Here is a 23,599-nt window from a genome sequence, read left to right on the forward strand (position 1 = left end):
CTTTCGCTTTCAACCAAAAGCTGCGCATTATGGTCCTTTTCCGATAACGCGTTCGAGGAACTCGACAATCCGACCTTCCACAGACACACTCACTGCATCACTACCCAAACTAGCTGCGCCTGCAGGGTAGAAATGGCCGAAGCCTGGCACCCATGCGAACTCGTAATCCACGCCAACTTTTTTGTAGTGAGCGATAAGCTGTGGAACGGAATATAAAGCGCCTGCCAGATCATACTGCCCCATGAACATGAGTATCGGCGGCCTGTTTGAAGAGGCCGTAACGGCTTTGTTCACGTTAAACCCGGCATCGGTTCCAGACAGGAGAAAAACGCCGGAGACAGGAACTCCCATACCATGCGCTACATTCCAAGATGTTACTGCACCTGCGGAAAACCCGCCAAGCGCGATACGGTTCGGATCGATCTCGTATGTGTCTGCGAACTCGCGGATGTGAAGCACCGCTTTACGCAAATCTTCGGCAGCTGAGATGACCCCGTCGACCATCGTCTTCTCTTGCTCGGGTATGCTGAAATCAAGCGGCGGAAGGTCCATTGTTTCCCGAATATGGTTGGCTTGGGGCAAGAGAGGCAACAGACTGTCGGGCTCGATCCAATCCGTTTGATACCCTTCTCCCGATGGAACAGGACTTTCGGGCGTCAGCCGATAGTCGATTGCAAAGCACGTGTAGCCCCGTGCGGCGAACCGACGGCAGTAATTGCCCATGGAGGTGTCTTGAGCGCCACCGGATTGAAATGTCAGCCGCGGACTGCCGCGATGGAATGCTCCACCAAAGGTGAGAATTAGTGCCGGTCGCGGCGTGGCCTCTGTTTCGGTCGGATGATAAACATCCATCCATAAATCGCGCGATACCGCTTTATCCTCTTTCGTCACAATCCCTTGTCCATAGACCACGCCTGCTTCAAGCGAATAGGTCACCGGCGCGGCCTGCTGAGCTTCAAGAGGGGCGGCCATTAATGTATTTGAAAGGAACAACGCTGCTACAGCACCAAAATTGGTTTTTCCAAGCTTGTCCAATTTGGTACCTCGCAGAAGTGTTGACGTGCATATCGAAAGCGACCGTACGATTGATTTGCAACCGAATTTGAGCGTAACCCTTCGGCTGTAGAAAGCTCAACACTTACGCGATGTGCGAAGTTATCGTCTGTCGCAAGCCGGCGAAGAGTGCCATTGGTAACTCTGCTTTGAACTTAAAGCAGTTGTGCCGAGCATTCCGTTCGACCAACCGCATTTTAGACAATGCCGACGACCGAACCCTGTGCTTGGCTCGGCTCCAATCTATGCTTTGGAGGCCCACTCAGACACGACGGCCCACCCCAACGCATTGGTCCCACAACAGCTAACTGCCGAGATTTGCCCCGCCGCAGATGTCGTGCACGACTGAGACACAGGTGAAGCGCAACACGAGCATCCGGCAAGCGTGCCCTTTTGGGCAATGCCCGATACATCAGCAAGCGCGTATAGCGGCATTGTCGGAGGATTTATCGTATCGCGGCGTGGCGATAATGATGCGCGGTCGAGATCGAAGTCGTCTGACACTGGAAATACCTCACCCTCAAGTACGGTCCCCCAGATACCGATGTCTTTTATCTTGTCGGCTTCCACCTCGAACGGGTCTTCTTCAAGGATGGTTAAGTTCGCCAACTTGCCGGGAGCAATGGAGCCAATCTCATCCTCCAATCGAAGAGATTGGGCCGCATCAATGGTCACAGCCCGCAGCGCATCTTCGACAGATAAGCGGTGTTCAGGACCAGCCACGCGGCCAGATACTGTCGTTCGGTTCACACCGGCCCACACGAGAAACAGCGGCTCACCCGGAGCCATTGGTACGTCTGAGTGGAATGAAATCGGGGTTCCATTGGCTTTGATTGGGCCGAGGGGCACGATGTCATCTGCACGGTCCGGGCCAAGTCCAAGCTCGCTATATCGATCTGAAAGCGCGGTTACGTAGTATGGATTGCCGCTGACGATGCAGCCCAACTCAGCGATCCGCTTTGCTTGATCTTCTCTCGCATAACCAAAGTGGACCAGTGTCGTGCGGTGATCGGCTCGCGGCGTCCGGCGCATGTTTCGCTCAACAGCGTCCAGGATCAAATCGACAGCAAGGTCGCCAGTCTGGTGAACGTGTATCTGGTAACCTGCATCCCAATATGCATCGAATACGGGATTGAACTCGTCCGGCTGCATGATCCACTCGCCGTGGAAATCCCCTCCTACAAAGGGCTCCGAGACTTGCATCGCCAAGCTGTAAACCGCACCGTCAGCAAAGAGTTTCACCTGCTTCGGCATGAACGCCGTCTTGCCTTCACCCCAATCGAGTAGCTTTTCGGTCTCTTCGATCATCGTTCCGTTTTGGAAGTGCAAGGCAGCCAGTGATTTACCGTCAGGTATGAAATAAGTCCTGAGCTGCGTATCGGGTCCTGAAAAGACCGCGTTAGTCGCATCCTGCAGAGGTCGAGACAGCACACCTCCCGGTTCAGCGGCAACCGTGACGCCGGCACGGTGCATGTACTCTCGGGCCAGTCTAAGGCCCGCGCCCAAGCGTTCAGGAGTTGCTAGTACAGGTGCGACCGCCGGAAGAACGGCGAACATTCCTGCCTCAAAGAAATACCCGTCTTCAAAGCTCGATTGCTCAAGCGCAAGCCCCGCAAAGCCATTAACAAAGTCTTCGGTGATGCCCAGATATTCTAATGCTGGAGTGTTAAGGACAAACTCGTGCGCAGATCGGTGGATTATGATGATTGGGCGCGTACTGCTGATCTCGTCGAGCTGCGCACGCCTGATCTCGCCATGAAAGAAGTGGTGGTACCCCCATGTCAGCAGCAAGGCGTCGGGATCATCCATAGCCGCTTCGGCGGTTTGCAAACGAGACTTGTAATCCGCTTCATCGACGGCGGCCTTCGCAAAGCCAGTCGGAATGTTCCAATCCTCGATGGATATGATCTCGGAGGTCAGGGTCAATCCGGCGAGGAAAGGATGCACGTGCTGGTCGATCAAACCGGCAATGATCACCTTGTCAGAGAACCGATCATCCAGTCGAAACGGCTGCGCACCAATCCGGTCAACGAGTGCGTCGCGCGATCCCGCGGCCAGAACACGGTCTCCGACCACGGCAACCGCGTTAATAGCCGGGTCATTGTCCTCCATGGTGATGACGCGCTGCGCTGTGTAGACAGTGATCTCGGGCAGTGTTTGAAGCTGGCTTCCAAAATCTTGCAATGACGAGGCCGCATGAGTGGATGTGGCATTGGCAATCGCGATCATCGATGCGCTGCCAAGAACGGTTATTGCTGTACGACGGGTAACATTCAGTTTGGTCATAGTTTTTCAATTCTCAACAAGTCGAATTTTGCCTGAGCCTAGCATCGAGATGATCTTAGGTGGAAAGGAAAATTGGTGCCGGCTTTGAATTGAGCGCCAAGTTTCTAAATCAAAATGATGCTCTGATTTAGCGACTGACCCCGACCGCTTTGGGCTCAACTCGGTCACCTGAGTCTTTCTGTCAGATGATCAATAATGGGCGGTTAGCTGACGTTCACGCCGAAATTTTCGAAACTCAAGTCGCGAATGGCTGCTTCTAACAAAAGCAGGCGGTGGCGAAAATTAGTGGAACGACCGAGTTGCGGACAAAACGGTTATAACTCTAGAAACCGGAAAGGCGCTTGTCGCGGGTTGCGAGCGCGATAGGAAGAAACCGGGACTTTCGGTTTGTGACTTTCGCACTTCTGCCGCTAAATGAAGGCGGTTCGCGTTCAACTATACCGCTGTTGCTCGCCCGATGGGAACAATCATGCGGTTGTGATGCGCTGCATCAGGCTGCCAGAGGTATTGACCCGGATCCTGCGTCCATTTGGCTGAAAAGTTGAATTGACGCAAAATCAAATCTTTTGCCATTCTCAAATCAGCCTATACGAAGGGAACCCTTGAGAATGAAAGCTGCATACAGTGCATTGGCGTTAGCCATCGGCGTGACCGGGTCGCCGTTACTTGCTCAGCAAGCCGACATCGTTTTTCTGAGTGAAAACATCATCACGTCCAACACGGAGATGCCACTGGCAAGATCGGTTGCGGTTGCGGGCGACAAGATCGTTTGTGTGCGCGTCGATGACAGTTGCCGCGAGCTTGCCGGCGATGGCACCGAGATCGTCGACGCGGGCACAAATACCGTCATGGCTGGTATCATCGACACGCATTTGCACACACGCATCTTTGGACAGACACATTTCGTCATGCTCAACCTTTTTGGTTACAACGATGCGTCGCGTGAAGAGGTTGTCGAAGTCATCCGGGAATACGCGGCAACCTTGGGGCCGGATGAATGGGTGATTGGCGGCGGTTGGTCAGACGCGCATTTCCAGAACCCAACCAAGGAAGAATTGGACGAAATCGTTGGTGGGCGCCCCGCATTGATCTCCGACAACACCCAACATAACGGGTGGTATTCGACAAAAGCCCTCGAGTACCTTGGGATCACTGCCGATTGGGAGCCACCGAAAGGCGGGTACATGCCACTTAACGAAGCTGGCGATGAACCCTCCGGACTTTTGCAGGAGAAAGCGCATCTTTCGACAGGGTTTGTTGAACAGCACAAACTCTACTCTTTTGAGAAACAGGAAGAAGCGATCGTTGGAGCCGCCCGTGTTCTCAACGCCGTTGGAGTCACCGGTGCAACTGAGGCAGCCGCCGGTTCCAAGGAAGGTGCAGACGACGTTTACGTCCGTCTGGCGCAAAAAGGTGAATTAACGCTCAGGCACGAGTTGGCCATGGTGTTCTGGGGCACCGGCACGCCTGAAGGTGATACCGCAATGATCGAACAGTTAGAGATGCGACGGGCCGCAGTCGAGGATGCGGGCGTTGATCCCAGCATTCTGCATGCGAACACTGTGAAGTTCGCGATCGATGGCACGCCGGGGCGCTTTGCCTACATGGAGGGTCCGTATCTGGACGGCACACGGCCGGATATGAATTTCCGCCCAGACAACCTTGCAGAGATTTTCGATGCGCTTACAGAGCGTGATTTTTCCCTGATGCTGCACGTCGAAGGGAACGCGGGGATCCGGCGCTCGCTCGACGCGCTGGAGTATGCCCATGAAACTGGCGAACCCGTGCGTGACGACATCCCGCAGATTTTCACGCATGTCGACCATTTGTCTATCGACAACGCGCGGCGCATGGCCCGGCTCGGGGTTTCGGGGCAGCTTCAACTTCACTGGGCTGATCCCACCGAGGAGTACTTTCGCAATGTGACCAGTCAGAACCTTCCAAAAGAGGTGCTGGAGCGGATGTACCAGTTCAAGCTCGTGACCGAGTTTATGGAATATGGATTTGGGCCCGACGCGCCGACGTCCCCGGTGTTCTCGCCGTGGGAAGGTATGGAGATCGGCATGACACGGCAGGCCATGGGGACACCCGGTGGTCTTGTCATGCCCGGTGTGCCATTAACCTTTGACGAGGTTATCCATGGCTCAACGCTGGGCAGTGCGCGCCTTCAGGATCGAGGCGACATTTTGGGCAGCCTTGAAGAGGGCAAGCTCGCAGACATCATCGTACTCGACCGCGACATCCGCAAGCAGGCCAAAGAGAACATCTTCGATTTTCACAAGACTGAAGTGCTGCAAACCTATTTGGGCGGCGAACTCGTCTACGATATAGATCGCGACGGCGAACCGGACAAGCTGCTGACCGAGCCGGTGTGGGAAGAAGGCGACGACGAGAAACTGCGCCGTGGCGTGGCGGTCACAAGCGTGAAGGTGCCCGAGGGATGAACAAGCCACTTTCTGTTTTTACAATTGCCACTTTGTTCGGCCTGATATCTCTTCCGGCAGCAGCGCAAAGTGTCGAACAAGCGTGGCCGAGTGCGATTGCAGGTCAGCAACACGGTGGCGTGCCGATAGACCCGCTTGCAAACCCGCTGGATTTATCGCGCACGCCTGTGAGCGCCGCGCCGCAAAACATGTCGACGGGCGCCCGTGTGATCGGCTGGCAGGACTTGCGACCGGCGCATGTCCCGAGCGAAACGCCTTTCGCCGACCTGCGACCCTTTCTGCGCGACGCCATGCGCACACATGTTGAATGGCGCACATCCACACCACGCGAGCGAGAAGATACGGCATTTATCGAACGACATGACGCTGCCCTGACGCTGCTTTCGATGCATCAGGTCGATGTTGATGGCCTGATGAAGGAGCGGCGGAAGATCATTGCTCAGAACGGCAAAGCCGGACGCGGTCCCAATCCGGAGGTTCTGGGACAGTCTGTTCGACTGCCCGGCTATGTCGTTCCGCTAGCCTTTGATGAGACAAAAGTGACGGAATTCCTGTTCGTGCCTGTCGCAGGAGCCTGCGTTCACACGCCGACCCCACCCGCAAACCAGATTGTCCATGTGAACTACCCGCAAGGCCTCGCCTTCAGCTCGATCTTTGACGCGTTCTGGATTGAAGGCGAGTTGGTTGCCGAAGACACCAGAAGCGATGTCGTTTTCTATGATGGCGCCTCGAACGTCGAGGCGCAGTACCGTTTGACCGCAAAAGCTGTAGAGGTCTACAAAACTTGGTGAAGGAGATCGCTCGCCACGATCAATTCCTGCGCAATTTGATAAAGAGGAAGCCCAAATGAAACTCATGAAACTATCGCCTCTGGTTTGTGCGACGCTGATCTCGTCTGCTGCTATCGCTCAAACAGCGGACCGCGTCCTTTTGAACGGGATCGTCGAGACGATGAACGCCGCGCAGCCGAACGCGGAAGCCCTTGCCATCAAGGATGGACGCATCTTGTTCGTAGGCGCCAGCAATGACGCGCAGGCATTCGTAGGTGACGAGACGGATGTGATCGATCTAGAAGGGCGCTACGTGACGCCCGGCATGATTGAATCCCACAATCATGTTGTCTCCAGAAAGTGGATCACGACGGGTGTCGACGTCAGTGGAGCGCGCTCTGTCGATGATGTCGGTCGCTTGATGAAAGAGCATGTTGACGCCAATCCGGATGAGGCGGGTCCGCTGATCGGCTTTGGCTGGATGCCTGCCAATCTGGGCAATCAGCAACCGCGCGCGGCGGATCTGGACAAATGGGATTTGGGCCGCCCGACAATGGTTTTTGGCAATGCCTCTCACGACGCAGTGCTCAACACCCTCGCGCTTGAAGCGGCAGGTATCACAGCGGACACGCCTGACATTCAGCCCGGTGTGATCTACTGGGAGAGGGATGGAGACGGAAATCCGACGGGCCTTGGGATCGAGACCATCTTCTTCGAGGCTTACGTCGATATGGGCGCTTGGGATCCGGATGTCGTGGTCCCACAGTCTGCAGACTTCCTGCAGGATTTCCTCGCCGGCAAGGGTGTCACCACAGCCATGGTTCCCGGACTGGTCACGCCGGGCTTTTCGATCAGCGCCGAACACGTAAGACGATATGCGCAGTATTATGGCTGTGATGAAGAAGCGCGAAGAGAACGGCCAGTTGAAAATGCGATTCAACATCATGCCGTGGTTCAAACTGCCTGATGCAGATGCGCAGGATGTCGTCGATTTCGCGCTTGAGATGCAGACGCTTTATGACACAGACATGTTGCGCACGGACCGGATCAAGATCCACCCCGAAAACGCTTGGTTGTCGCGCGGTGCAACACAACTCGTGCCGTACATACCAGAGAATGAAGGCGACCCGCTGACGTGGGGTGCCTACGGCGTCAATCCCGAACGATTGTTTGAACTGGTCAATCGGGCGAATGCTGCCGGTCTAGACACTGTGACACATGCGGATGGATCGCGTCTCATCAAACGCATGGTGGATATCATTGTCGAGGCGCTGGAGTACTATCCGGACGCGCGCAACAGGCTAGATCACCTCACGTCGATGGACAATGCGACACGGGACAAGATGGTGCTCTACAATGTGGCGTCGAACGCCAGCCCGCTGTTTTACAACGAATTGGATAGCGGACGTGGCGGCGTCGAACTCTTCAAGGTCATGCAGGAAGCTTTTGCGCGCGAAGCTCATGGGCAATACACCGAACTCGCCCAAATGTACGACAATCTGTCCTTGTCAGGCGACGCGCCGGGAGCGCCCATCGAACGCGCCTACCCAGCCTATTTGTTCCAACAGGCGATGACTCTGGTGGAGCCTTCCATCCCTGATGCCGAGCCGTTCCCGGATTGGCGTCCGAAGATGACAATTGACCAGGTTCTGCATGCGTACACGGTGGCCCCGGCGTGGCAGATGCGCATGGAAGATGTGATCGGTACGCTTGAGATCGGGAAGTACGCGGACATCGCAATCTGGGAAAAGAACCTGCGCGAGATTGCGCCGGAAAACATGATCGAAGAAGCGAATGTGATTGGAACGTTGCTCAACGGCGAGTTTACCCATCGCGAGGGGATGTAAGCTAAAGATCAGGATGCGGCCCGTGCACCTCTGGCCCAGGCTTTGAGGCAAAGCAGCTCGGCGGCGATCATTGCCGCCGCGTTGGAGGTCATCTCCGCGTGATCAAATGGCGGAGAGACTTCAACCACGTCCATGCCAACAGGATCGAGCCCCTTAAGGGCCCGGATTATGGCGAGCGCCTCGTAGCTGGTAAGTCCACCCGGGACCGGTGTGCCCGTCCCCGGTGCCGTGGATGGATCGAGACAATCTATGTCGAAGGTTAGATAGGTCGGACCATCCCCGACGGTGGACAAGATGGTTGCTGCGATCTCTTCGGCAGGAGCCGCATGAACTGCGTCTGCATACATGATCGTCATGCCGTAGGTCTCTTCGCCGTCGAAACAGGTTCGGATGCCCACCTGAACAGTCCGTTGCGGATCAATGATACCCTCGCGCACTGCAAGATTGAACATGGTGCCGTGATCCATCCGCCCGCCCTCGTCAGGCTCGACATCCCGATGGGCATCAAACTGGACAAGACCGATCGGGCCGAACTTCGCAGCATAGGCCTTAAGCACCGGATAGGTGATGAAATGATCGCCGCCCAGAACCAGGCTGGCGGTTCCTGTTGAGATTACCTCGGATATGTGACGCTCGATCGCCAACGGGGCATCCTGCGGCGCACCCCAGTCAAAAACACAGTCACCATAGTCAATAGCTGCGAGCGTATCGAAGGGATCAAACCGCCAGGGCCAGACGGGACCCCAGGCATGTTGGGCGCTTGCCTTGCGAATGGCTTCTGGGCCAAAGCGGGTGCCGGGACGGTTGCTCACAGACAGATCGAAAGGAACTCCGGTAATCGCGATATCAGCACCCACAAGATCCTTAGTGTATTTGCGGCGCATGAAACTCAGAGCACCGGAATAACTGGGTTCAATCTGCGAACCTTTGAGAACGCTGCGGGTAAAAGCGGCGTCGATGCCGTGAGATTTGGGTTTTGTAGCCATGATTTTGTTCGGTTTCCTGCGACAATATTCGCGTGTCTTTTTATTCCTGTTTCTGGCTGGATACCATCGGGCGGTGACCCTTTTGCTTATGTGATGAAAAATGGAGATCCCGATGCGTGAAAACACTAAAGACAAGGTGCGGCGCTGTGCCCGAAGCGCGCCCGCGCTTCTTCTTGTTTTGGGTGGTTCGCTTCTCGGCGCGCCTGCCATAGCTCAGAGCCAGCAGCAAACTGAGGTGCAACAGGCTATTGATGCGTTGTGGGTGCAGGCGGGCAAACTTGACGTCGACCAGTCTTTTGGCGTCTCCGTGCCCAATGAAGCAGGATTTTATGTGCTGGACGGTCAGGTCGTTTGGCTGCGTGAGGACACGCTTGCGCTTTATCGCGAGACCTTTGGTGCGGCGTCAAAAAACGATATCAACATGACGGATGAGCGCATAACCGTCCTCGCAGAAGACCTTGCACTCTATGTCGCCGCCGGCAGTTATAACATGGAAGATGCGTCCGGCGCCTCTATGGGAAGCGGGCCTATGGCACTCACGATTATTATGAAAAAAGACCACGATGTGTGGAAGATACTCCACTTGCATCAGTCTTTTCCAGCTATGAACTGACGGCCCTTCGGGTGCCATCAGTCGTCTTTGTGATAGACGAGGAAGGGTGTTTTTGTGGCGACCTTATCGTAGAGCATGCGGCCTTTGTAATTGAATTCCTGAGTCATCCAATAAGTGGTGGGCACGCCGTCCGCTTTAGCTCTAGCATGAACTCCCTCTATCAGTGCGCGAGCCACGCCCCGGCCTCTGACGTCCACGTCGCAGAAGAGATCCATCAGGTAACAGGTATCCTCAACAGACCACATTGAACGATGATACAGAAAATGAGCAAGACCCACGGGACGGCCAGACATCTCTGCGATCAAGCCACGGTATTCCCCTGTGTTCCCGGACAACAGGCGTGCAAAGGACGTGTCATAGACCTCTTCGCTGACGCTGGTGTCATAGAAATCTAGATAGGCAGTCCACAACCGGCGCCACTCCGACGCATCTGTTTCTCTCAGGGGGCGAACGATCAGGTCATGGGTCATTGCGCGTGTCCTTGTCTGTGACGTGTCTCACTCAGCGAACAACACGGGCGTCTATGGTGTCAACGTGCAGGTCTGCTGGGCGCTCGACGATAGAAACATGTTTTCGTGCACATCTATAAGACATTAACAATAACGTAGGTTGCTACGCGATTTACTGTTCCGCGCCATTCGATCGCATTCGTTCAACACCTAATTTCGACACTTTGTGCGTCTCCCCTCAGCGTGGATGTGTTTGATGTTTTTCGACTGTGTCTCTTTTTCATTGTGGCTCCTTTGGGCTCGATGCAGTCATCTGAGTCTTTCTGTCAGATGACCGCTTATGAACGGAAAGCGGACACATGAGACTCCGCTCGGCGATCCAACAAATCGTGGGCCTTCTCCACAATTGGACTGGACTTCTTCGAGGTTCAGAGCGGTACTGTCTGTGTCGCAATCGCCCGGGATCACCGGGCTCCACTCAGTACAGGGCGAGGGATAGACCTATGCCCGCAGAGTGGAGAAACACGATGATTACACCAAATGCCGCAGCGAAAAATTCTGATAGAATTACAAAGGTTGCCAAAAAGCTCACCCGCCACCAGCAGTTGCGCAAACTGCTGACGCGGAAATCCGGCGTTACAATCGCGCAACTTCAAAACACCTTCGGCTGGCAACCGCATACGGCTCGGGCCGCGATATCCGCGCAACGCAAAGCGGGGTGCGTGGTCGACAGGGCGGAGACCGAAAAGGGATCAGTTTACCGTATTGTCGAAGTGCAGGGCACCCGATGACAGCGCAGCAAAACGACGAGGTATCGATCCTGATATCAGAGATCGAAGCCCTTGATCGTGCTTCGTGTCTGGAACAGTGGCGAGAGGCCTTTGGGTGCTCACCTCCAAAGTATCTCTCACCCCAATTCATGAAACGCGTGCTGATCTGGGAGACGCAGAACAGGGCGCTGGGCGGTGTGTCCGTCAAAACCACCCGGCGCCTGAAACAAATTGCAGCTGGGAAAGCGTTGCCCACGACTGCCAAGCCCGGTTCTCACCTTGTCCGGGAATGGAACGGACGGACTTACCAGGTCGAGGTCGTTGAGCGAGGGTACGTCATGGATGGCAAATCCTGGCGGTCGCTGTCAGCCATCGCAAAACACATCACGGGCGCACACTGGTCCGGCCCGCGCTTCTTCGGGGTCCAGTGATGCGCCGGATCCGCTGTGCCATCTATACCCGCAAGAGCTCGGAAGAGGGGCTGGAACAGGGCTTCAATTCTCTCGACGCACAGCGAGAGGCTTGTGAAGCGTATATCGCCAGCCAGAAGCATGAAGGCTGGGAATTGCTGCCCGACCGGTATGACGACGGCGGCATCTCCGGCGGACACCTGGATAGGACTGCTTTGCAGCGGTTGATGCAAGCTGTAGATGACAAACACGTCGATCAGATCGTGGTCTATAAGATCGACCGGTTGACGCGATCACTGGCAGACTTTGCCAAGCTGGTGGAACGGTTGGATGAAGCCGAAGCATCGTTTGTGTCGGTAACACAGAGCTTCAACACAGCCACCAGCATGGGGCGGCTCACACTCAATGTGCTGCTCAGCTTTGCCCAGTTTGAGCGGGAAGTGACAGCCGAACGCATTCGCGACAAAATCGCCGCTTCTAAGCGCAAGGGGCTTTGGATGGGAGGCAACGTCCCTTTAGGCTATCAGGCTGATGGCCGTACGCTGAAGATCGAGCCGGAGGAAGCGGCGACTGTTAAAGCACTCTATGATCTCTATCTTGAGCATGGCTTCATTCGTATTTTAAAAGAACGCGCAGACGCGATGAATCTAAGATCGCGCCGACGCACGCGTGGGGCGGGGCGAGTGACTGGCGGTATCCGGTTTGATCGCGGGCACATCCACCACATTCTGAGCAACCCGATTTATGCAGGACGGATCCGTCACAAGGGTCAGGTCTATGACGGACAGCATCCTGCCATCATCGCGCCTGACGTATGGGACCGGGTTCAGCAGATGCTGCAAAACGGGGCCGCAAAATCCCGAGGCACCAAACGCAAAGCCCAGCGATCACCGCTTGCCGGTAAACTCTTCGATGAAACCGGCGACCGCCTGACACCCAGCCATAGCAGGAAGAATAAAAAGCGATTGCGGTACTACATCTCCCACCGACTAGTGAAAGACCGCAGCCGGAAGCATCCGGATGCCTGGCGTCTGCCCGCGGATGAGCTTGAGGCGTTGATCGCTGATGTAACCCGAAAGAACCTGAAGCGTCCTGACTTTGTTGCAGCACTCATGCCGGACGTTTCGGCAGCGGAGATCCTAGGCATCACCACGAAGTTGCAATCCATTCAAGATGCAAAACAGTGCCTTGCTCTTGTCTCGCGTGTTGATCTCAAGCCGGGACAGCTCATCGTTCATCTCTGCCAGAGGGAAATCGCCGCGCAGCTTGAGTGTGACGAAAATCGGTTAGACACATCTGCCTTGAGCTTCGAAGCTCCGTTCCGGATGCGCCGGCGCGGAGTCGAGCTGAAGTTGCATCTGGAAGATGCACCAGCGGAGGTGGATCGCACTCTGGTTCAGAACATCGTCAAAGCGCAGCGGTGGATGGCTATGATCATCAACGGAAAGACCTTCACCGAAATCGCTGAGGCGGAAAGCACATCCAAACGCCGCGTTCAGGATGTGGTTGATCTGGCGATGCTTGCGCCAGACATCCTCGACGCCATCGCATCGGGTGAACAGCCCGATGGCCTGTCGTCTGATTATCTCATCAAGTCAGGCGTCCCGGCTTCCTGGTCCGAGCAACGCGAACAGTTCGCAAAGCTTTGAGCAAAGCCACTTCACATTCTACCAAACTCGTACCGCCGAAATGGCGAACAGAGACTTCAGGCTGAAATCGGCCGTTTTTGCTATGCATCCTGTGTCTCAGTCAGAAATTTCTGATGCCAAGCCGCGGAAATCACGTGACAATACCGACGCGATCTCTCGCCGGTTGAAAATTATGGAGTGGTTGGCTGGGGTGGTAGGATTCGAACCTACGATACACGGTACCAAAAACCGCTGCCTTACCACTTGGCTACACCCCAACGGTGAGCGGCTATCTACGATTGTTGTTGGCGGTGTTCAAGAGCTATTTGGCAAAAAAATGTGAGCGCCAGAAAATAATTTCGAGCACTCATTTGGTGCTGATCAAGACGGCCCCTACGCGATTTCCACCCTGAACCACGTCATGAGCAGCAGCGCAGTCCTCCAGTGCAAAGACGTTCTGGACCGGGCAGGTCAGCGCTCCTTCGACCAACGCACGATGAAGGGTTTCAACAGCGGCAGCGCGCAAGTTAGCAGGCAGCAGATAGATCAGGATCGTCTCAAGCGTTGCAGCTTTGAACATCATCGCTCCAAACGGAAAAACCGGTGCCATGTTTTGGGCAGACCCATACGCATTTATCCGGCCGTTCTCGGCGACCACAGTGGCGTTTGTTTCGATGTTTGATCCTAATTCGACATCTACGATACGATGGATCGCTTGTCCGCCGTTTGCGTCCAGAATCAGTTCCGTAAGATCTGGGCTGGCATAATCGAGTACGACATCCGCGCCTGCTGCGTGTACTCTGTCAAAGTTGCGTGGGCTTGCCGTTGTGATAACGCGCGCGCCTGCCCATTTTGCCAGTTGAACGGCAAGATACCCAACCGTGCCAGCCCCGCCATGAATCAGGATTGTTTGGTTTTTGGATAGCCCACCCGAAAACACGGCGTGGCAGGCGGTCAGTCCGGGGATGCCCAGAATCGCTCCGGTCTCAAGCGACACCGCGTCCGGCAGATCAACAGCCTGGTCGCTGGGTAAGGTGATGTAACTTGCAGCTGTTCCGAATGCGCGCTTCCATTGTCCATTCCAGACCCACACGCGCTGACCGATCCGGGATGTGGGTACGCCATCCCCGACGGCAGTGATCACACCGGATCCGTCACTGTGCGGGATGATCAGCGGAAAAGGAGGTTCCGTCACGCCTGGCCGGGTCCCAGACCGGGCCTTGATGTCCGAAGGGTTGACGCCCGAAAACGCCAACTCAACGGTGACCTCACCCGGTCCGGGAGGTATCGGAGGAAGGTCTTTCAGCTTCAGAACTTCGGCTGCGTCTCCGAAAGCGGAATAGGTCACTGCGCGCATAGGGTCCTCCGTTTGCCCTAGTTACATCGCAAACGAGTGGGGAATTCAAACCGCTTGTGCTTCGTGACCTGTGCAACAAGCGGCAGGTGCTTTATTCGCGGATTTCGGTTGGATCGACGCCCCAGAGATTCGATTTCAGCGTCCAGCCCCGATAGCCACCGGCCGTGATCCGGCACCAATCCAGCGAGCACGTGCCAAGGCGGGCCACGACGCCAGTCTCGAAATGTGCGTTCACAGGCGAATCCGGATCGGGGCGCACATATACAGGCAGCATGTCGGATTCGATCAGCACCGTGCGTACACCAGACAACAAAGCATAGTGAACCCACCCACCGGCGCCGTCGCGGTCCTGAACTTTGCGCCAGTTGCCGTATTCAGCCGTGACTTGCAGCGGCATCCCGCGCCGCTTGAATACCCAATCGATTCGATGGCTCAGCGACGGCCCGCGCCGAACGTTCCCTTCAGCGGCTTTCATTGAAACATAGCGGGGCAGGGGAAGGTTGGTAACCGATCCGCGCTTGTCCTCGGCATGCGCAGCCCAAGAGCTGAACATGACCAGAAATACGGATATCGCCGCCAGACATTGGCGTTTTACCGGTCGAATACCACTCACTGACTGCCTGCTCTTATGCCTGTTGATCCGGTTTTGAAAAAAGGTCGACTCAATGCCACTGGGGTTCTTGTGCCCCGCCTTATCCTGCGCCACGATGACATGGCGCGCGTCTGTTTGCAAAGCAGTGGGAGGGCCGAGGTGCCAAGAGAACGTCTGAGTGTTGTCGTTACGCGACGGTTGCCCGAAGCAGTTGAAACCCGGTTGAGCGAGTTGTTCGATGTGCGCCTGCGCGATGACGACACGCCCATGACAAGAGATGAGCTTGTGGCCGCGGTACAGGAAGCCGATGTGCTTGTGCCTACGGTGACCGACACGATCGACGGCGGCCTGCTGGGGCAGGCAGGTGAAAACCTTAAGCTGATCGCCAATTATGGGGCGGGCGTCGATAATATTGATGTGTCCACAGCCCGGCAGCGCGGCATTCTGGTTTCGAACACGCCGGGTGTGCTGACTGATGACACCGCCGACATGACAATGGCCCTGATCCTGGCCGTCACGCGCCGCATTCCCGAAGGGTTGAGCGTGATGCAGCAGGGTGATTGGACCGGCTGGGCTCCAACCGCCTTTCTTGGCGGGCGCATCGGGGGGCGGCGTTTGGGAATTCTGGGTATGGGTCGAATTGGACAGGCCGTTGCGCGGCGAGCAAGTGCGTTTGGAATGCAAGTGCATTATCATAACCGCCGCCGGCTGCGGCCCGAAATCGAGCAGGAGTTAGAGGCGACCTATTGGGAAAGCCTTGACCAGATGGTGGCGCGAATGGATGTGATCTCGGTCAACTGCCCATCGACCCCATCGACCTTCCACCTGATGAATGCACGCCGACTGAAGCTGATGAAGCCGTCAGCCGTGATCGTAAACACGTCACGTGGTGAAGTTGTCGACGAAAACGCCCTGACGCGGATGATCCGTGCGGGCGAAATCGCAGGGGCAGGGCTGGACGTCTACGAACAGGGTACTGATGTGAACCCGCGGCTGCGTCAGCTGCCCAATGTTGTGCTCTTGCCGCACATGGGATCGGCCACGCTGGAAGGGCGGATCGAAATGGGTGAGAAAGTTATCATCAACATCAAGACCTTCGAAGATGGCCACCGTCCGCCAGATCAGGTTGTGCCCTCAATGCTGTGAGCCGCCGGAAAGGAGCCTGAATGAACCTGTTTGAAGGGGGATGTCGCTGCGGACGTTTGCGCATTTCTGCTTCGGGCCGTCCCCTTCGGGTTGGGATTTGCCATTGCGTGGACTGTCGTAAGCATCATGGGGCTTTGTTTTATGCCGCAGCAATATTCCCTAGCGGTGCGGTCAAGATTTCCGGCCCCTCACAGGGCTATGCAGATCGGTTCTTTTGCCCAACTTGCGGCTCTCCGGTGTTTGCGCGCAGCGGTTCCGAGGTTGAGGTGCATTTGGGATGCCTCGATGAGCCTAACCAATTGACGCCGACCTATGAATGTTGGGTGTCGCGGCGCGAATGCTGGTTGCCCGAATTCATTGGAATGGATCGGTTTGAGAAGGATCGGGATGAGGCTGAAGCATAGCTACTGTCGCGAATCTCTGCCGCAACCCTGCGCTTGTGCTGCCAACTCTTGCAGTTCGGTTGCATTGCTTACAAGGCTGAAAATAAATAAAGTATTGGAGGATTTGACCAAATGAGATGTTTTTCCGCTTTATTGCTTTCGGCATTTGTTTTTTCAGCGCCAGGCTTTGCTCAGGAAGCAGCTGATGCCGTTGCGCCCGAAACCGCCACACAAGGGCAGGTGCAGGCTCTGACCGAAGAGGTCATCGCTGCGCTTGAAGCCAAGTTGGACGGCGTCCCGGTTACATCTGAGAACTGGATGGTGGCCGCCGCCAATCCACTGGCCGTTGAAGCCGGGGCCAAAGTACTGCGCGCAGGCGGGTCCGCTGCTGATGCAATGGTGGCCGTGCAGGTTGTGTTGGGTCTGGTTGAACCGCAATCCTCTGGCCTGGGCGGCGGCGCGTTCTTGGTTTGGTACGACGCAGCTACTGGTCGGATGACAACGCTGGACGGGCGCGAGACCGCACCGCAGGCAGCCAAACCAAGGCTGTTTCAGGATGAACAGGGCGAACCGCTGAAATTCTTTGATGCGGTCGTCGGAGGATTGTCCGTAGGAACGCCGGGCACGCCAGCCCTGCTTGAAGAGGCGCATCGCCGCTGGGGCCGCTCGTCCTGGCCCGGCTTGTTCGCCGATGGCATCCGGTTGGCAGATGAAGGTTTCCTGGTCTCGCCACGCTTGGCCAGCCTTGTTGAAAACGACGCCGAACGCCTGTCGCGTTTTCCCGAAACGGCCGCTTACTTTCTGCCGGGCGGAGAGCTTTTGCAGCAAGGGCAACGGCTGACCAATCCGGCCTACGCAGATACCTTGCGTGTATTGGCCAGCGACGGGGCCGCAGGGTTTTATGGCGGTGAGATTGCTGCAGATATTGTCCGCACGGTGCGGAACGCTCCGGGCAATCCGGGTGTTCTGTCCGGCATTGATCTGGCGCTGTATCAGGTGATCGAACGCGAACCGGTTTGTGCTGCATACCGCGCGTATGAAGTCTGTGGCATGGGGCCGCCATCCTCTGGTGCGCTGACCGTGGGACAGATTTTGGGGATGCTAAACAGCTATGATCTGGCAGCAATGGGCCCAGAAAGCGCGGAAGCTTGGCGGCTGATCGGAGACGCCTCGCGCCTCGCCTTTGCGGACCGAGGTCGTTACATGGCCGACAGTGATTTTGTTCCCATGCCGACAAAGGGGTTGGTTGATCCGGATTATCTTGCGCAGCGTGCGGCTTTGTTGAACACCGAAGCTGCGTTGGCGGAAACCGCGCCGGGCCAACCCGAATTCGACCATGCGCTGAACTGGGCGGATGATGTCTCGCTCGAGCTTCCCTCGACCTCGCATATCTCGATTGTGGACAGCTATGGCAACGTTCTGTCGATGACAACGACCATCGAAAACGGCTTTGGTTCGCGTCTGATGACGAACGGGTTTCTTCTGAACAACGAGCTGACGGATTTCTCGTTCAAAACCCATAGCGACGGTGTGCCGATTGCCAACCGGCTGGAACCCGGAAAACGCCCGCGTTCGTCCATGAGCCCGACCATTGTGATGCAGGACGGTGCACCGGTTCTGGCGATTGGATCGCCAGGTGGCAGCCGCATCATCGGTTATGTCGCGAAATCGATTATCGCCTGGGCCGATTGGGATATGGACGTACAGCAAGCGCTGTCCCTGCCGCATCTGGTCAATCGTTTCGGAACCTACGATGTCGAGGCGGGCACCGCAGCCGAAGGGTTCACGGATGCGCTGGTGCTGCAAGGTTTTGAGGTCAATCCGCGTGACCTGACATCGGGTTTGCATGCCATTGAAATCGGTGAAGGGCTAAGCGGCGGAGCGGACCCGCGCCGCGAAGGTATTGCGCTAGGCGAATAAGCCCCGGGTATGTATGAGGATTGCCACCGTTTGCGAGCCTTTCAGTCATGTCCTGAAAGGCAAGCCATGCGTTGGGGCAGAGAGGATGACGATGGTACAAGCAAAAGTCTTGCCAAGAAATGAAACAGGCATCGAAACGGCGATCAGCATTCTCAAACAACGTTTCGGTGACAGGCTGCAAACAAGCACCGCAATCCGCGAACAGCATGGTCACACCACGACATGGATCGAAAACCAAAGTCCGGATGCCGTGGTTTTCCCGCAGAACACGCAAGAGGTTTCAGACATCGTTAAAGCCTGTGCCGCGCATCGGGTGCCTGTGATCCCTTTTGGCACGGGCACGTCGCTGGAAGGGCACGTGAATGCGCCCGCAGGGGGCATTTCGGTCGATCTGATGCAAATGGACAGCGTGCTTGCTGTTCATGCCGAAGATCTGGACTGCGTCGTACAACCAGGCGTGACGCGCGAGGCGCTGAACACGCATCTACGGGATCAGGGTCTGTTCTTTCCGATAGACCCCGGGGCCAATGCCTCGCTGGGTGGGATGGCCGCTACCCGCGCCTCGGGCACCAATGCGGTGCGGTATGGAACAATGAAGGACAATGTTCTGAGCCTTGAGGCGGTCATGCCGGACGGTCAAATCATCCGTACCGGGCACCGGGCCAAGAAGTCGTCAGCGGGGTATGACCTGGCCCGCCTTTTGATCGGAGCTGAAGGCACGCTTGGGATCATCACTGAACTGACCTTGCGGCTGCAAGGCATCCCCGAAGCCATCAGTTCGGCCCGATGCTCGTTTCCAACGGTGGACGCGGCCTGCCGTGCTGTGATGATGACCATTCAGTATGGCATTCCGGTCGCTCGGATCGAACTTTTGGATGAGCTTTCGGTTCAGGCTGCCAATGCCTATTCGGGGCTCAGCCTTCCCGCTACGCCGCTCTTGTTGCTGGAGTTTCATGGCTCGGAAAGCGGCGCGGTTGAACAGGCTGAAACGTTTGGCCAGATCGCAGAAGAATTCGGGGGTACAGACTTTGCCGCCACATCGACCACCGAAGAGAGGAACAAGCTGTGGCAGGCGCGGCATGATATGTATTGGGCGTGTCTACAACTGCGTCCCGGTGCGCAGGGAATCTCTACGGATGTTTGTGTGCCGATCTCACGTCTGGCCGAATGTGTGACCCAGACCCAAAGAAAGGCAGCCGAACTTGGCTTGCTTGCTCCGGTTGTGGGCCATGTGGGGGACGGGAATTTCCACACGCTGTTGCTGATCGATATGGAAAATACAGAAGAGGTCGCTAAGGCCGACGCCTTTGTTGGCTGGTTGAATGATCTGGCCATTTCAATGGAAGGCACCTGCACTGGTGAACACGGCATTGGGCAGGGCAAGCAGCCTTATCTGATAAAAGAACTAGGGGGTGCAACGCGGTATATGGCAGCGATCAAGGCCGCGTTGGATCCTGACAACATAATGAACCCCGGCAAGATACTGTCTGGTCGTCCATAATAATTTTCCTGATCTGGTCCGTTTTGTGCCGTCAAAACGTCCAGTTGTTTTGGTTTTTAAAAGCCGAACGCAAACAGGTGGTCGATATGAGTGCAAAATACTTGGCAGGCTTTGTGGCAATCTGCGGATTGGCCGTCGCGGGGCTGGACTATCATCAGCAGGCCAAAGCATCGGAAAACGGTCTGAACATGAAAGGCTATCTGGATTCGGTGTCATCGCGTGTTGGTCTCGCAGACAGCTTAGATGAGGCAGAAGCCCGTGTTTCCAAACCACAGGAACCCGCAGCGCAGAAACCCAACGAGGACCGAGGCAAACTGGTCTGCATTACAGTCGGAACCAGTAAACGCTGCAGTTCAAGCGGGTGAACATTGCGGCGGAATGACCGATCTTGGACCTGCATTCGGGTTTAGGGTCGTTTTTTTCCCATCACTGGTCGGATGAATGTCGCGCGTCGCCCCTTAACTGCGCCATATGGTGTCAGCTGAATTCAAGGGGAGACGCCCGGTTATGAAAACCCAAGTCAAAGCACTGGTCGTTGGCGGTGGCGCCATTGGAACCTCGATTGCCTATCACCTGGCCAAAGCAGGCTGGGACGATGTGATGTTGATCGAACGGGACGAGCTGACCTCGGGCTCGACATGGCACGCAGCTGGCCTGTTGCCGCTGTTTAATATGTCTTACGCGACGACCCACATCCACAAGTATTCGGTCGACTTCTACAAGACGCTCGAAGAAGAAACCGGCCTGAACGCGGGCTTTGCGGTGGTCGGCAACCTGCGCATGGCACAGACGCAGGATCGTATGGACGAATACATGCTCTATGCATCCACTGCTGAGACATGCGACGTAAAATACGAATGGTTGACCCCGGATCAGATCAAAGAGCGCTGGCCGCTGATCGAAACCGGCGATTTGAAAGGTGCGATCTATCACACCGAGGACGGCTATATTAACCCCGCAGACGTCACGCAGGCCATGGCCAAAGGTGCCCGCCAACGAGGCGTTGATATCGTCCGCAAAATGCAGGCTGATGCCTTCCACTGGAACGGTACCCATTGGGAAGTCACCTGCACCAAGATGGTCGAACAGGGCGGCAACCTTGTCCCATCCGACGAGCAGGTCGTCATCACGGCCGAACACGTTGTGACTGCATCGGGCAACCATGCGCAGCGCACCGCCAAGATGCTGGGCATCAAGATGCCTGCAATCCCGGTCGAGCATACCTTCATCGTCATGGACAAAGACCCCGAGCTGGTCAAATGGCGTGAAGCCGGCAACCCCGAGCACCCCGTTGTGCGCGACGCCGACAACGAATCCTACGCGCGCGAAGAGCGCGGGGGCTGGATTCTGGGTATCTACGAGCACGGGGCACCAGCGCGCTTCGAATACGGCGTGCCGGACAGCTTCCGTGCCGATCTGTTTCCATTGGACATTGATCGTATCGCAGATCAGTATATGGCGATGGCAGAACGGGTGCCTTCCTGCGCTGACTCCGGCCTGAAAGATGATTTCAACGGCCCGATCTGCTATACCCCCGATGGCAACCCGCTGGTTGGCCCGGCTCCGGGTCTGCGCAACATGTGGCTGGCCGAGGGTTTCAGCTTCGGTATCACCGCTGCTGGTGGCACCGGTTATTATCTGGCGCAGATGATGGTCGATGGAGAAGCCGAGATCGACATGGCCTCGCTGGACCCCAAACGGTATTCGTCCAACTGGATGACAACCGAGTTTGCGGCGCGCAAGAACGAAGAGTGCTACGAACACGTCTACATCCTGCACCACCCCGACGAAGAGCGTGAAGCTTGCCGTCCGCTGCGCACCGTTCCGGCCTATGACCGTCAGAAAGCACGCGGCGCACAGTTCGGCTGGGTCAATGGCTGGGAACGTCCGAACTATTTCGGCCCCGTCGATGCGTCTGACAACTTCGACAAGGAAAGCCGGTCGTTCCGTCGTGGTGGCTGGTGGCAGTACGCCGTCGAAGAAGCCAAGGCGATCCGCGAAGGCGTTGGCCTGATCGACGCTTCGGCTTTCACCAAACATGTCGTCAAAGGCCCCGGCGCGACCCAGTTCCTGGATTGGTTCACTTGCAATAAGCTGCCCAAGGTCGGTCGCATCAACCTGACCTACGCGCTGACGTCGCACGGCACCACCCGCACCGAATACACCATCGTCCGCAATGGTGAGAACAACTACTATATCGTCTCTGCCGGTGCTTGGACCGAATACGACGCCGACTATCTGCGCAAGGCGGCCGAGGACAAGATGGAGGAGTTCGGGTATATCGAAATCCAGGACGTGACCACTCAGTGGGGCGTTTTTGCCATCGCCGGACCCAAGTCCCGCGACGTTCTGAAAGAGGTCATCAAGGACGCCGATCCAGAAACCGCGCTGTCCAACAAGCGCTTCCCGTGGCTGTCGGCCCGTCAGATCGAACTGGGCATGTGCCCGGTCAACGCGATCCGCGTGGCCTATACAGGTGAACTGGGCTGGGAACTGCATCACCCGATCGAAATGCAGAACTACCTGTTCGACCTGCTGGAAAAAGCGGGTGAGAAACACGGTATGAAGCTGGTCGGCGCACGTGCCCAGAACTGGCTGCGTCAGGAGAAATCCTACCGTGCCTTCGGCACCGAACTGGGCCGTGATGCGACCCCGCTGGAAGCTGACCTGCCGCGCTTTGTCGATCTGTCCAAGGACTTCTACGGCAAGGCCAAGCTGGAAGAGACCGGTGTACGCGTTAAGTGCTGCACCCTGCTGATCGACGGCCCAGAAGATGCTGACCCGTGGGGTCGCGAAGCGCTGTACACCCCGGAAGGTGAGCGTGTGGGCCGTCTGACATCGGGCGGTTACTCGGTGGCGTTCGAGAAATCCATCGGCATGGGCTATGTGAAGCCCGATCTGGCCGTCGAGGGTACCAAGCTGAAGGTCAAAATGCAGGACAAACTTTGGGATGCAGTTGTCACCTGCGACAGCCCCTACGACCCGAAAAACGAAACCATCCGTAAGGACGGTTGATCGAAGAAAGGCCCCGGCACCCCGGGGCCTTTTTTTACGCAGAAAGCGCGTCGAAACACTCCAGCGCCTTTGCGGCGTACATCATGGCTGGCCCGCCACCCATTTGAATGGCCATAGCCAGTACGTCCGACACTTCGTCTCTTGTTGCGCCTGCTTTGATCAGGGCTTCTGTGTGTAGGGTGATGCAAGGCTCGCATCTAAGTGTGACCGACATTCCCAAAGCGATAAATTCCTTTGATTTGTAGTCGAGCGTTCCGCCTTCCTTGACGGCCTTCCCGAGCGATCCGAAGGCGCGCGTTGTTTCGGGAATTGACCCGTTGAGATTGCGAAGGCTCTTGCGAGTTTCCGAGAGTTTTTCTTGCCAGTCCATTGCTGATGCCTTTTCATATTTCGCAAATGGAATATGAAGCGGGAGGCGGGGATCTGACT

General features: G+C 56.4%; 21 protein-coding genes and 1 tRNA gene. 14 read left to right on the top strand and 8 right to left on the bottom strand.

Annotated features, from left to right (window positions below; translation table 11 throughout):
- Positions 1–27: 27 nt before the first annotated feature.
- Both GOV89_RS00405 and GOV89_RS00410 read right to left on the bottom strand, forming a co-directional pair.
- Positions 28–1,035 (bottom strand): alpha/beta hydrolase, encoded by a 1,008-nt coding sequence (locus tag GOV89_RS00405; protein WP_170593466.1) that lies wholly within the window; start codon positions 1,033–1,035, stop codon positions 28–30.
- A 261-nt stretch (positions 1,036–1,296) separates the two neighbouring features.
- The gene (locus GOV89_RS00410) at positions 1,297–3,339 is read right to left on the bottom strand and encodes an amidohydrolase (protein WP_254451484.1); all 2,043 of its coding nucleotides are present in this window, start codon (positions 3,337–3,339) and stop codon (positions 1,297–1,299) included.
- Positions 3,340–3,947: 608 nt separating this feature from the next.
- On the opposite strand from GOV89_RS00410, the gene GOV89_RS00415 reads away from it, so the two are divergent.
- The 4 genes from GOV89_RS00415 to GOV89_RS00430 are packed head-to-tail and all read left to right on the top strand — an operon-like array spanning position 3,948 to position 8,400.
- Entirely contained in the window at positions 3,948–5,783 is a 1,836-nt protein-coding gene (locus tag GOV89_RS00415) for an amidohydrolase (RefSeq protein ID WP_170482704.1), read from the top strand.
- A complete protein-coding gene (locus GOV89_RS00420; protein ID WP_217352127.1) occupies positions 5,780–6,574 on the top strand; it encodes a DUF3299 domain-containing protein in 795 nt (264 codons plus the stop codon). The genes GOV89_RS00415 and GOV89_RS00420 overlap by 4 nt, the downstream gene beginning before the upstream one ends.
- A gap of 55 nt (positions 6,575–6,629) precedes the next feature.
- A complete protein-coding gene (locus tag GOV89_RS00425) occupies positions 6,630–7,520 on the top strand; it encodes an amidohydrolase family protein (RefSeq protein ID WP_171237183.1) in 891 nt (296 codons plus the stop codon).
- The gene (locus GOV89_RS00430) at positions 7,429–8,400 is read left to right on the top strand and encodes an amidohydrolase family protein (RefSeq protein WP_171237184.1); all 972 of its coding nucleotides are present in this window, start codon (positions 7,429–7,431) and stop codon (positions 8,398–8,400) included. Before GOV89_RS00425 ends, GOV89_RS00430 begins: the two co-directional genes overlap by 92 nt.
- Before the next feature lie 8 nt (positions 8,401–8,408).
- On the opposite strand, the gene speB is transcribed toward GOV89_RS00430, so the two are convergent.
- Positions 8,409–9,386, bottom strand: a complete 978-nt coding sequence (gene speB / locus GOV89_RS00435; protein ID WP_170629990.1) for an agmatinase — start codon at positions 9,384–9,386, stop codon at positions 8,409–8,411.
- Between the two features lie 112 nt (positions 9,387–9,498).
- On the opposite strand from speB, the gene GOV89_RS00440 reads away from it, so the two are divergent.
- Entirely contained in the window at positions 9,499–9,999 is a 501-nt protein-coding gene (locus GOV89_RS00440; RefSeq protein ID WP_171237185.1) for a nuclear transport factor 2 family protein, read from the top strand.
- A gap of 17 nt (positions 10,000–10,016) precedes the next feature.
- Here GOV89_RS00440 and GOV89_RS00445 read toward each other — a convergent pair whose 3' ends face one another.
- Positions 10,017–10,469 (bottom strand): GNAT family N-acetyltransferase, encoded by a 453-nt coding sequence (locus GOV89_RS00445; RefSeq protein WP_170482689.1) that lies wholly within the window; start codon positions 10,467–10,469, stop codon positions 10,017–10,019.
- Positions 10,470–10,975: 506 nt separating this feature from the next.
- Between GOV89_RS00445 and GOV89_RS00450 the strand changes: the two genes are divergently transcribed.
- From GOV89_RS00450 to GOV89_RS00460, 3 genes are read left to right on the top strand one after another with little or no spacing between them, the layout of a single operon-like run.
- Positions 10,976–11,239: a DUF3489 domain-containing protein gene (locus GOV89_RS00450; RefSeq protein WP_171237186.1), complete on the top strand. Its 264-nt coding sequence runs from the start codon at positions 10,976–10,978 to the stop codon at positions 11,237–11,239.
- Positions 11,236–11,649, top strand: coding sequence for a DUF2924 domain-containing protein (locus tag GOV89_RS00455; RefSeq protein WP_171237187.1), 414 nt, complete (start codon positions 11,236–11,238; stop codon positions 11,647–11,649). The genes GOV89_RS00450 and GOV89_RS00455 overlap by 4 nt, the downstream gene beginning before the upstream one ends.
- Positions 11,649–13,277, top strand: a complete 1,629-nt coding sequence (locus tag GOV89_RS00460; protein ID WP_171237188.1) for a recombinase family protein — start codon at positions 11,649–11,651, stop codon at positions 13,275–13,277. The genes GOV89_RS00455 and GOV89_RS00460 overlap by 1 nt, the downstream gene beginning before the upstream one ends.
- Positions 13,278–13,459: 182 nt before the next feature.
- Here the strand turns inward: GOV89_RS00460 and GOV89_RS00465 are convergent.
- The 3 genes from GOV89_RS00465 to GOV89_RS00475 form a co-directional block, all read right to left on the bottom strand.
- Positions 13,460–13,534, bottom strand: a tRNA-Gln gene (locus GOV89_RS00465).
- 89 nt (positions 13,535–13,623) lie between these two features.
- Entirely contained in the window at positions 13,624–14,613 is a 990-nt protein-coding gene (locus tag GOV89_RS00470) for an NADPH:quinone reductase (RefSeq protein ID WP_171175624.1), read from the bottom strand.
- A 91-nt stretch (positions 14,614–14,704) separates the two neighbouring features.
- Positions 14,705–15,166, bottom strand: a complete 462-nt coding sequence (locus tag GOV89_RS00475) for an SH3 domain-containing protein (RefSeq protein WP_171176250.1) — start codon at positions 15,164–15,166, stop codon at positions 14,705–14,707.
- Between the two features lie 198 nt (positions 15,167–15,364).
- On the opposite strand from GOV89_RS00475, the gene GOV89_RS00480 reads away from it, so the two are divergent.
- From GOV89_RS00480 to GOV89_RS00505, 6 genes are all read left to right on the top strand, one after another.
- Positions 15,365–16,351: a D-glycerate dehydrogenase gene (locus tag GOV89_RS00480; protein ID WP_171176248.1), complete on the top strand. Its 987-nt coding sequence runs from the start codon at positions 15,365–15,367 to the stop codon at positions 16,349–16,351.
- A gap of 20 nt (positions 16,352–16,371) precedes the next feature.
- Positions 16,372–16,755: a GFA family protein gene (locus GOV89_RS00485; RefSeq protein ID WP_171175622.1), complete on the top strand. Its 384-nt coding sequence runs from the start codon at positions 16,372–16,374 to the stop codon at positions 16,753–16,755.
- A 111-nt stretch (positions 16,756–16,866) separates the two neighbouring features.
- A complete protein-coding gene (ggt, locus tag GOV89_RS00490; protein WP_171175620.1) occupies positions 16,867–18,654 on the top strand; it encodes a gamma-glutamyltransferase in 1,788 nt (595 codons plus the stop codon).
- Positions 18,655–18,745: 91 nt separating this feature from the next.
- Positions 18,746–20,155, top strand: a complete 1,410-nt coding sequence (locus GOV89_RS00495; RefSeq protein WP_171237189.1) for an FAD-binding oxidoreductase — start codon at positions 18,746–18,748, stop codon at positions 20,153–20,155.
- An 86-nt stretch (positions 20,156–20,241) separates the two neighbouring features.
- Entirely contained in the window at positions 20,242–20,520 is a 279-nt protein-coding gene (locus GOV89_RS00500) for a hypothetical protein (protein ID WP_171237190.1), read from the top strand.
- A 142-nt stretch (positions 20,521–20,662) separates the two neighbouring features.
- Positions 20,663–23,170 (top strand): FAD-dependent oxidoreductase, encoded by a 2,508-nt coding sequence (locus tag GOV89_RS00505; protein WP_171175612.1) that lies wholly within the window; start codon positions 20,663–20,665, stop codon positions 23,168–23,170.
- 34 nt (positions 23,171–23,204) lie between these two features.
- Here GOV89_RS00505 and GOV89_RS00510 read toward each other — a convergent pair whose 3' ends face one another.
- Entirely contained in the window at positions 23,205–23,540 is a 336-nt protein-coding gene (locus tag GOV89_RS00510) for a carboxymuconolactone decarboxylase family protein (protein ID WP_171175610.1), read from the bottom strand.
- Between the last annotated feature and the right edge of the window lie 59 nt (positions 23,541–23,599).

The organism is Ruegeria sp. HKCCA5763 (assembly GCF_013034545.1).
Lineage (GTDB): Bacteria > Pseudomonadota > Alphaproteobacteria > Rhodobacterales > Rhodobacteraceae > Ruegeria.